The organism is Pectobacterium aroidearum, assembly GCF_041228105.1.
Taxonomy (GTDB): Bacteria; Pseudomonadota; Gammaproteobacteria; order Enterobacterales; family Enterobacteriaceae; genus Pectobacterium; species Pectobacterium aroidearum.
The window spans coordinates 4,556,932-4,568,306 of record NZ_CP166097.1 but is presented as its reverse complement, the minus strand read 5'-3'; the positions used below and the strand labels follow the sequence as shown (position 1 = coordinate 4,568,306).

The 11,375-nt window shown below is 55.8% G+C and carries 3 protein-coding genes; all 3 read right to left on the bottom strand.

Annotated elements, in window-relative coordinates; all coding sequences use genetic code 11:
- Window positions 1-32: 32 nt before the first annotated feature.
- Window positions 33-1,541 carry a TolC family protein gene (locus AB8809_RS20600; protein ID WP_349856476.1) on the bottom strand — a complete coding sequence of 503 codons (1,509 nt, stop codon included), beginning with the start codon at window positions 1,539-1,541 and terminating at the stop codon, window positions 33-35.
- Window positions 1,542-1,649: 108 nt separating this feature from the next.
- A complete protein-coding gene (locus AB8809_RS20595) occupies window positions 1,650-10,214 on the bottom strand; it encodes a putative Ig domain-containing protein (RefSeq protein ID WP_369986695.1) in 8,565 nt (2,854 codons plus the stop codon).
- Window positions 10,215-10,424: 210 nt separating this feature from the next.
- Window positions 10,425-11,165 carry a tail fiber protein gene (locus AB8809_RS20590; protein ID WP_349855650.1) on the bottom strand — a complete coding sequence of 247 codons (741 nt, stop codon included), beginning with the start codon at window positions 11,163-11,165 and terminating at the stop codon, window positions 10,425-10,427.
- Between the last annotated feature and the right edge of the window lie 210 nt (window positions 11,166-11,375).

Genomic DNA, 11,375 nt, shown 5'->3' with positions numbered 1-11,375 from the left:
CAGGTATCGCAATGTGCGATGCCACACGCTGATCAGAATGATTGTAAGGTACTGATTTTACCCTGCTGCCAGTTGATATCAGATTGACGCAGCGACTGGCTGATATCTGCAAGGCTATTGGATGGCAGTGATTTCGGCAGCAAATCCAATCCGATTGTCGAGAATATCTGGCCGTAGGAATTACGCAGTTCTGCATAGGCCAGATCCTGGCGCAAACTGGCATTGAGGGCGTTCAGCTCGCCTTGAATCAACTGTAGTTCGCCAATGCTGTTAGCCTTATAGCGGTTTCTCAGCTGTTCGACGATTTTAGCGTCAAGATTGCGTAATTCTGAACTGGTTTTATATTGTCGCTGCGCTTCATTGAAGTTGGCTCGGGCGATGTACAACTGTGCCATAATCGCCAATGACATTGCCTGACGCTGCATTTCCGACACGGATTCGTTAGCCTGAGCGGCTTTACGCGCGGCTGGGCCGGACAACAGATTGAACAGGTTCCAGGTCGCTTTCACGCCGACGTCAGCCCAGCTGTTGTTGACCAGGAAGGAGTTGCTGTCATAGTGGCCGCCTGCGCTGATTTCCACGCCGGGCAGCATACGCAGCAGCGCTTTGCGGGTTTCAGCGGCATGAATTCGCACCTGATAATCCTGCTCGCGCAGTTCTGGGCGACTGACCAGCGCCGCTTCTTCCAGCACCTTCACATCGACATTCAACTGCGGTACGGTTTCGTCACCACTTTGTGGCAAAGCGAGCTTGTAGGCCGTATCCAATGGCAGGTTCATCAAAGTCGCCAGCTCAGTCTTGGCGAGCGACAGTGCACGACGCTGTTCTTCCAATTGGCGTGTGGCGTCGATCAGCGCGCGTTGATAGCTCAGCGCTTCGATGGGATCGCCAATCTGCTGTGACGACATGTGCTCACTCGCGTCACGTGCTGTGTTGACGCGGGCGATCAGGCCATCAATCTGCCCCAACAAGCGTTCGGCAGCCACGGCGCGCCAGTAGGCGGAGCGCACGTCTTGCAGGATGGTGTGCACGACTTTGCGTTTACGCTCTTCGGCAATCCAGCGCTGATCCGATTTTTGCTGGGCGGTCACGTAGCTGACGCCAAAGTCGAGCACGTTCCATACCATGGTCAGATCGGCCACATCGCGGTCACGATCCTGCGAGGTGGACGGTTCCAGAGAGGTTCGCCCCGTTTCCACGCTGCGGCTGCTGGAAGCGCTCATATTATTACGCCCCACATAGCCTGCCGATGCCGCGATCTTGGGCAGCATATCGTAACGTGCCAGTTCCAGTTGCTGCTGACTCAGCGCATATTCCATCACTTTTAAGCGTGATTCGAGGTTGTATTTCAGCGCGCGTGCCATCGCATCATACAGCGTAATCGGTGCCGTGACGGGCTCCTGCTGGCTGAACATGGCGACTCGGTCCTGCTGGCTGCGTTGCCCGCTTTCGACCTTGCTGATCGGCTGGGTGGTCACGGCACAGCCGCTGGCGGCTAGCACGATGGCGCTAAGGCTAAATAGTTTCCGACCCTTTAACACGATTCCGCTCCTCGTCATTGTCATTATTACCAATTTTGTTTTTGTGATGGTTCTGGCTGTGATTGCGATCGCCTTGCATATCGCTGATTGCTGCACTGTTGTGCAGGATTATCCTTGCTGCTGACCACTTTCCTGCAACGCTTGCTCAATAGCGGCCAGGCGTTGTAGTTCCGAGTCACCTATCTGTTGTAATTGCCGGTGGAGCGAGGGCGTAAATGCCACAGAGCGCCCAGTGCTGTCATCCGTGCTATTCATTGCGTTACTCGCCCTATCGAGTGGAATGTCTTTCCAACTGCCGCCGGAGAAGACCTCCATTGGTGTTAGCGAAGGCAGATAGATCCCCGAGAACGTACTGGCCAGCGATGAGGTACCGCCGAGTGCAGAATCTTTGCTAAAGCTCGGGAAGGAACCTAACGTGCTGTCGAAATTAACGCCAATGCCGCTGGCTACGCCATGTCCGAAAGCCCCTGCCACCTGACTGACTGGGAGGGTGCTTGTCTCTGTGTTCTGACGTCCGGTGGCGAAGATGGCAGACATTACTGATCTCGGGGCACCATCGTTACCTAGGGTAAGACTGCCGAGTGACGGATTGGCAATCAGGCCACCTAACGTCTGCTCTGCTGCCGCGATATCCTGTGTAGATTGCTGGCGCGTATCGCTGAATGATGGTGTCCGGCCAAGACCGTCGTTGGCTTTAAATTGGGGATCGCCGCCCACAATGCTGCGTGTCACCGTCAAGCCAAAGCTGGCGCTAATTGAGGTATTGCTGCCGTCGGTGGCCGTTAACCGGATCACCAGCGTGCCCACATCGCCATTACCCGGCGTACCGGAGAAGGTGCCTATAGCAGGATCGAAGCGCAGCCAGCCTGGCAGCGGTGAGCCGTCGGCGAGAGTCGCGCTGAGCGTCAACGTATCGCCATCGGGATCGACAAATGTGCCCGCAGGCACGGTAAAGTTGAAGCCGCCATCCTGCGCCACACTTTGCGCTGGGATAGGGGTAGCAACCACCGGCGCATCGTTAACGTTGGTTACCGTCAGACCAAAGCTGGTGCTAATTGAGGTATTGCTGCCGTCGGTAGCGGTTACCCGAATCACCACCGTGCCCACATCACCATTGCCCGGCGTACCGGAGAAGGTGCCGATAGCAGGATCGAAACGCAGCCAGCCCGGCAGCGGCGAGCCGTCGGCGAGAGTCGCGCTGAGCGTCAGGGTATCGCCATCCGGATCGCTGAAGGTGCCCGCAGGCACGGTAAAGTTGAAGCCGCCATCCTGCGCCACACTTTGCGGCGGGATTGGCGTGGCAACCACCGGCGCATCGTTAACGTTGGTCACCGTCAGGCCAAAGCTGGTGCTGACGGAGGTATTGCTGCCGTCGGTGGCTGTTACCCGGATGATCACCGTGCCGACATCGCCATTGTCCGGCGTACCGGAGAAGGTGCCGATAACAGGATCGAAACGCAGCCAGCCCGGCAGCGGCGAGCCGTCGGCGAGGGTGGCGCTGAGCGTCAGGGTATCGCCATCGGGATCGCTGAAGGTGCCCGCAGGCACGGTAAAGTTGAAGCCGCCATCCTGCGCCACACTTTGCGGCGGGATTGGCGTGGCAACCACCGGCGCATCGTTAACGTTGGTCACCGTCAGGCCAAAGCTGGTGCTGACGGAGGTATTGCTGCCGTCGGTAGCGGTTACCCGGATGACCACCGTGCCGACATCGCCATTGCCCGGCGTACCGGAGAAGGTACCGATAGCAGGATCGAAGTGCAGCCAGCCCGGTAGCGGCGAGCCGTCGGCGAGGGTGGCGCTGAGCGTCAGGGTATCGCCATCCGGATCGCTGAAGGTGCCCGCAGGCACGGTAAAGTTGAAACCGCCATCCTGCGCCACGCTTTGCGGCGGGATTGGTGTAGCAACCACAGGCGCATCGTTAACATTGGTCACCGTCAGGCCAAAGCTGGTGCTAATTGAGGTATTGCTGCCGTCGGTAGCCGTTACCCGGATCACCAGCGTACCCACATCGCCATTACCCGGCGTACCGGAGAAGGTGCCAATAGCAGGATCGAAGTGCAGCCAGCTTGGCAGCGGGGAGCCGTCGGCGAGGGTGGCGCTGAGCGTCAGCGCATCACCATCCGGATCGCTGAAGGTGCCCGCAGGCACGGTAAAGTTGAAGCCGCCGTCCTGCGCCACGCTTTGCGGCGGGATTGGCGTGGATACCACGGGGGCCTGGTTCGATGGCGTGACTGTCAGGCTGAAAGTGGTACTGATCGAGGCATCGCCATCGTTGGCGGTGACCTTAATGCTCAGATTGCCGATATCACCATTGCCTGGCGTACCGGAGAAAGTGCCAGTGGCCGGATTAAAGGTGATCCAGCTCGGTAGCGGTGAGCCGTTGGCCAGCGTGGCGCTCAACGTCAGGGTATCGCCATCCGGGTCCGTGAAGGTGCCTGCCGGTACGGTGAAATTCAGGCTGCCATCCTGTACCACGCTTTGTGCCGGTATCGGCGTCGCGACCACCGGAGCATCGTTGACGTTGGTGACGGTCAGACTGAAATCAGTATGCACCGAGGCGTTGCTGCCGTCGGTGGCAGTGACGCGGATTGACAGGCTGCCGACATCCGCATTGCCCGGCGTGCCGGAGAAGGTGCCAGTGGCCGGATTGAAGGTGAGCCAGCCCGGCAGCGGAGAGCCGTTGGCGAGGGTGGCGCTCAAGGTCAGGGTATCGCCGTCCGGGTCCGTGAAAGTGCCTGCCGGTACGGTGAAATTCAGGCTGCCATCCTGTGCCACGCTCTGGGCGGGTATCGGTGTGGCAACCACCGGAGCGTCGTTGATGTTGGTGATCGTCAGGCTGAAATCAGTATGTACCGAGGCGTTGCTGCCGTCGGTAGCGGTGACGCGGATAGACAGGCTACCGATATCGGCGTTGCCCGGCGTACCAGAGAAGGTGCCCGTGGCTGAATTGAACGTGATCCAACCTGGCAGCGGTGAGCCGTTGGCCAACGTGGCGCTCAACGTCAGGGTATCGCCGACATCAGGATCGGTGAAGGTACCAGCGGGTACGGTGAAATTCAGGCCGTTACCCTGTGCCACGCTCTGTGCGGGTATCGGCGTGGCGACCACAGGCGTGTCGTTGACGTTGGTGATGGTCAGGCTGAAATCAGTATGCACCGAGGCGTTGCTGCCATCGGTGGCGGTGACGCGGATGGACAGGCTGCCGACATCGGCGTTACCGGGCGTGCCGGAGAAAGTGCCGGTGGCTGAATTGAACGTGATCCAACCTGGCAGCGGCGAACCATCGGCCAGCGTAGCGCTGAGGGTCAGCGTATCACCGACATCAGGATCGGTGAAGGTGCCAGCGGGTACGGTGAAACTCAGGCTACCATTCTGTGCCACGCTCTGTGCGGGTATTGGCGTGGCGACCACGGGGGCGTCGTTGACGTTGGTGATGGTCAGGTTAAAGGTGGTGCTGACCGAAGCACTACCATCGTGGGCGGTGACTTTGATGCTCAGGGTACCGACATCGGCGTTGCCCGGTGTACCAGAGAAGGTGCCGGTGGACGGATTAAAGGTGAGCCAGCCTGGCAGCGCTGAACCGTTGGCCAATGTGGCACTTAGTGTCAGCGTATCGCCATCCGGATCGGTAAAGGTGCCTGCCGGAACGGTGAAGTTCAGGCTACCATCCTGCGCCACACTTTGCGCCGGAATAGTGGCGGAGACCATCGGTGCATCGTTAACATTGGTGATAGTCAGACTAAAGGTGGTGCTGACGGAGGCATTGCCATCGTTGGCGATGACCTTAATGCTTAGGGTGCCGACATCCGCATTACCCGGCGTGCCGGAGAAGGTGCCGGTGGCCGAATTAAAGGTGAGCCAACCTGGCAGCGGTGAACCGTTGGCCAGCGTGGCGCTCAGAGAGAGAGTATCGCCATCCGGATCCGTGAAGGTGCCTGCGGGTACGGTAAAGCTCAGACTGCCATCCTGCGCCACGCTCTGTGCCGGTATTGGCGTTGCGACGATTGGCGCGTCGTTGACGTTGGTGACGGTCAGGCTAAAGGTGGTGCTGACCGAGGCATTGGTGGTATCGGTGGCGGTAACTTTGATGCTCAGGATTCCGACATCGGCGTTGCCCGGCGTGCCAGTGAAGGTGCCTGTGGCCGGATTAAAGGTGAGCCAGCTCGGCAGCGGTGAACCGTTGGCCAATGTGGCGCTCAGTGTCAGCGTATCGCCATCCGGATCCGTGAAGGTACCTGCTGGTACGGTGAAGCTCAGGCTTCCATCCTGCGCCACGCTCTGTGCGGGTATTGGCGTTGCGACCACGGGAGGATTGCCAACAACGACCGTCAACGTTGAGGTCGCACTGCTGCTGGCATCGTCATTGGCGGTAACCGAAATGGTGCGATTGCCTGCGGTGGGCGTGGTGGCGACATTAACATAAACGATGGCGCGTAACGCTGTCTGGAAGGCGTCCAGCGTGGCACCACCGGTGAGGGTAACCGTTTGGCTGCCATCACCTGACACGTTGATGCCCGCGGCATGGGCGGCCAATAATGCCTGTTGCGATAACGTCAAATATTCGCTGCTGCCATTGACGTTGCCCGCCAGAGAGAGCGTCAGCGTCCACAGGCGTGTGTCGCCGTCGGTTTGCGAGAGTGTTGCCAGCATATCGGTTATAGGCACGCCCGTGCTCAAGCCGCTGGAGACGGTGGCGCTATAGTCATTGCCTGAGCTTGCGCCGTTCAGGTCCACCTGTGGACTTACACCCGAGGCAAACTGCGATTCGTAAGCACCGATATCGACAGCCCCTTGCCGCACACGATCCAAACCACGTGCATCTGCGTCACCGGTGACAGAGAAGCGATCGCCCTGATTAATCGCATTGGTGGCAGTCGCAGCCAGACGCGGATCTGCCGTCGAAATCAGGTTGACAGTACCGCCGATCAGATTGTTGTTGCCGAGCAGGGTATAAGTCCCACCAGTACCACCAGAATAGAAGGTGGTGACATCGACCGTGTTACCGGAAATAATCGAGTTGCGTATGTTGGCGACCCAGTTTGTCGAGCCACCGGTGAACCCAAACACCATGCCCGCATCCTGACCGGTGATGGTGGTGTTCATCAAGCTGATGTGCGTGCTGGTGGCGTTGCTCAAGCTCGCCGTTACGTAAATGCCGGCCACGCCAATATTCCCGCTGGCTGGGTTGAAACTGCCGTTGTTGTAAATGGCGGAATTAGTGATCGACAGCGAGACGGTGTGCTGAGTACCGGCTACGAACAGTCGGACAACGCCTTCTTCATTCAAGCCGCCAAACAGCACGTTATTATGAATATTGACCTGATCCAAATCGACGATATACCTGCCTGGGGCAATATTGAACAGGTCAATCATACCGGTACCCCAGGTGTCGTCGGTATTGCCGGAGATATCGACGTTATACAGCCTGAAATTGATGTCCGTCGCACCGTAATGGATCCCCAATACGCCACCGGTAACCTGATTAGTGCTGGTGGTGAAATTCGTCAATGTCAGGTTCTGAATGGCGAGGGTGATTGACGACGTGTTGATTTGAAAGCCGGAATAACCGCCGCCGTTCAGGGTAAAACTTTGCCCGTCGATCAACATGGAACTGGTCGGGACCAGCAGGCCTTCAGCCAGCGTGACGTTGGTCTGGAACACAATGCGGTCGATACCGGGGGTCAGGTTGGCCCAATGCAATGCTTCGCGCAGACTGAGCCCGCCGCCATCATTGAGATCGTCTTGTAAGCTATTGCCGAAAGACGCATCGTCGCCGGTATCGTCTCCAGAGGTAACATACAGCGCGCTGTTGCTGGCTAATACATTCACTGATGACGTTAGGCTTAACGCTGTGGTGTTGTTGTTGGTACCGCTATCTCTGACGGCGGTTAAGGACACATCTCGTGTGGCCGCCGTGACGCTGCTGTTGCTATTGCCGTAGCGTAAGCCATCTACCAGACCGGCAAATTGCGTGTTGCTGGCGCTCATCCCGCTCAGTTGTAGCGTCACGGTGTTGCCGACGCGCGTTACCGTATAACTGCCGATGCCGGTCAGCGTGCCGCTGCCATTGCTCGCCAGACTGATGGTGTTGCCTGCCACGCTGATAAATTCACCGCTGTCGCTGACGTTGGACACGGTCAGGGTCAGTGAGTTAAAGGTTTGCCCGCTGTCTCGCGTGTCTGCACTGACACCGCTAAACAGATCGACGGCTCCCGCCATCCCGCCAATAAATACCGGATTGCTGCCTGTGGCGGACAGCGTTGGCGCAGTGCTGCTCGCGGCGGTGGTGACATCGAGTTTGACCACGCTGATGGTGGCATTCCCGGCGCTGTCTCTGGCCACCACATACACGTCATAGGCGGTTGCTGCTGCCAGGCCGGTCAGCGTCAGGGCCTGACTGTAGGGCGCGCTGCTGGATACCTGACTGCCGGAAGCCAATGCCGCGCTACCTGCGGCGTTCTGCCCGCTAATGACCTGAGTGACGCTCGGTGCGCTGGCGCCATCCGACACCACCACGTAATAAACGGTACCGGCTTCGCTCAGATCAGTGTTAAGGGTAAAACCGCTGGTGGTCGGTGCGGTGATCGTTGGAGTTGCGTCAAAGGTGGGGGCGATATCGTCGGCCACCGTTAAGGTGATGACCTTCTCATAGGTGGCTTGCCCGTCGGAGACCTGGAGACGCACGGAATAGGTTCCGGCTGCCATGGTGGCGGCATTAACCGCTCTCAGCGTGCTGCCGCTGAGGATAAATAGCGCATTATCAGTACTGCCAGCGCCACTCACCAGACTGTAGGTAAAGGTGGTGGAGTCTACGTCGGTTGCCGACAGTGTCCCAACGATGCCGTTGCTGCCCAGAGACTGGCCGAATGTCGTGTTGGAGAGAGCCAGATCCGTTGGCGCATCATTGACGGCAACCACGGTGACGGTGCTGGCGATATTGCCGGGGCTGTAGCTGTTGTTGCTGGCACCAGAATCGGTGACCTGAGTCAGGGTCACGACCCGTGCGGTGGTATGGGGATTTTCACTGCTGTTGCCGTAGGTCATGCCAGATAGCAAGGTGCCCATATCGGCATTGCTCAGCGTTGCTCCGCTTAGGCTGATGGTGGCTGTGCCTGCGCTGAGGGAAACACTGGCCGACCCGTAACCGCTGCCGAGTGTGACGCTATTGCCATTGATCAAGGACACCTTGACACCGTTAATATTCAGGTATTCGGTACTGTCTGCTACGTTGGTTACGGTAAAGGTGGCGCTGGTAAAGGTTTGTCCACTGTCGTTGGTGTTAGCGATTACGTTGGTAAATAAGCCGACGTCGGTGCCGTTTTCTGTATAGGTAGGGTTTGTCGCTGAGCCTGCTATGCTGGGAACGTTATCGGTGGAAGCGACGACAGGTGCGGTGACGATATTATCCCATTGGACAGTACCATTACCGAGTGTCGCTGTTGTTAATCTCACCTCGTCAATATTTTGAAAGGCATTGGAGAGTGTCGCCGTCTGGAATGCGGTCGTGAGGGTGATGGTTTGCGTTGCACCCGCCACCGCGCTACCGTCTTTATACCCAGTGATTGTGAACGTTGATGCGTAATTGCCCAGCCCTCTAAGATCAATATTCGATAGGTTGAATTCGCTGCCATCCGTCGATTTAATTGCAAAATAGTTAAGATTTCCCCCAGGAGCAACAATCGTATTCAGGACCTGGTTACCGCTTATAGCAACAGTTTGAAGTGTTACTCTGTCAGTACTGGAAGCAACGTAGGTAAAGCCGTTGTTGATATCATCATAAGATTGGACACCAGACTGGCTGCTAACAAATGTATTCGTGCCTGAAAATTGCGAGAATGTGTTAGTGCCGAGAGTTGGGGAGGCGAGTAAATTATTGTAATTTGAGGTTATTTCACCCAATGCAGCATTGTTCGTTTCTATGCTGCCAACCGTTGTTTCCAGTTGCCAGTTGCCACCTTTGGCTATGGCGCCAGTTAAATCATCCGAGGCTGCAATATCTGCCTGAGTGAGCTGTGATAGTAAAGAGACAAAGCTTTTTCCTGTGTCCTGTGCAATATCACAGCCATAGAGCAGCAGATCGCCATCCTGTGTTAACGCTGTGCCGAGTTTAGCAAGGTCGGCCGAACGTGCCTCCGCCGTAGCACTATCAAGCGTCAGATTACCAAGGCGAACTTGCCCTTCGTTGCCATGGCTCAATATATGGATCGCATCGTAACCAGTATGAGTTTCAGCCCATACCGCCATTTGAGTCAGTCCGTCTTTACTGCTATCCAATAAAAACACATCAACCCCAGCGGGGACACTGTTGACCAGTGTTTGGTAATCCGTCAGCGCCGTATCAATAAATACCGCTTCTTTACGTATTGTTTCGCCTGCAACAGCCTGTACAACGACGTCAGTCGTGATGTCATGCGTGGCACTATTCTGATCGGATGATGTGTTGTTCTCCGATGCGGCTTCAGCAGAATGATTGGCAGTCTGTGCAGAATTAGGATTAGAAGAAGCCGTGGCATCACTCGAATTGCTGGTTTCGGCCTGAGTGGCCGTTGCGGCTATTGCGCCGTCAAATAAGACGCGGGATTCAAGGACAAAACCAAGAGGAGCGGAATAAGCCTGCTCAATGTGGTCAGTTGGATGGTCACTTTTCTTACTGAATAATTGGCGCCACAGCATAAGACATACTCCAGAGTGGTGTTAGTACGTATGATTTTTCTAAAGCTAATATCGGGAAGTCATGACTCAATACGGACTATCGGTACGCTTGCCATCGTGAGTACCAACAGACCACTCCTATGCCCATCATTAGATTACATATTACGTTTTTAATTTCAATATCTTACAGATATCACGCTCCCCTGAAAATGAGGGGAGCGCGTGGTTATATTAGTTTGGGTTTGTAGGATAAATGCCTATAGCAGCGATGCACGCAGTGAGACCCACACTGGGGTTACGAACACTAAAAGGTGTGCCGCCAATATTAGGGGAAATGGTTATACCTGTTAGGCTCGTCACACTAAACGGGGCGGAAAACGGCTTCAGCGTTGTTGTAGGCGCGGCATTACTATAAATTTTAGCTGGTGAGTCAACCCCACCAACGGAACTTAAATCAAACGAAGGAGACGTTGTCGCCAATGATGTCGTGTTGTCTGGTACGTTAGTTGCTGCCGCACCGTTTACCACAGGAATAGCGATAGAAGCTGTACCGCTAACGCCTCCAGAAGAGGCAACGGTGGCTGGATGTATGTGTGGGGCAACGTTGCTTGTCGTCAATGCGACATTCTCTACCCCAAATACTTGTCCACGAGTGACATTCGCTAATCCTGTCCCTTGCCCAGCCCCTACCGGTACGCGCCCACGCATGTCGGGGAGCACAAAGTTACCCTGCTGTGGGGAGCCTCCCCAAATATTTCCGATCAAGGCATAAAGCGCCTGATATTGATTGATAGTCACCGTTTGTCCATTTGCAGGCAGATAGCCCTGTGGGCAATAGCTGGTGACCATATAACAAATAGAGCCAATATAAGGCTCAGTACTGCATGCAGATGCGGTAGCTGGTTGCGATAGGCCTACAGCTAACACAGTTGCGATCGCAGATTTGGCAAACAGACGCTGAATGCATTTCATAAACATCTCTCCTTGGAATAGGGACAGTTCCACGCTGGGTGAAATATATCTGATGATTTTGATGCTTGGTCTTGTGATGCCTAACTTCACTTGCTAAGTAACATGTAATTTTATGTAAACAATAAAAACAAAATTACATATAAAAAGTGAAACTAGCAATAGGCTTTTACGTAAGCCGATAAGAAAAAGATTTGATTTTTTAATTTATTG

What these genes read in the sequence shown, in the direction of transcription:
- AB8809_RS20590 (WP_349855650.1), bottom strand. Translation starts at nt 11,165, where the DNA reads ATGAAATGCATTCAGCGTCTGTTTGCCAAATCTGCGATCGCAACTGTG.
- AB8809_RS20595 (WP_369986695.1), bottom strand. Translation starts at nt 10,214, where the DNA reads ATGCTGTGGCGCCAATTATTCAGTAAGAAAAGTGACCATCCAACTGAC.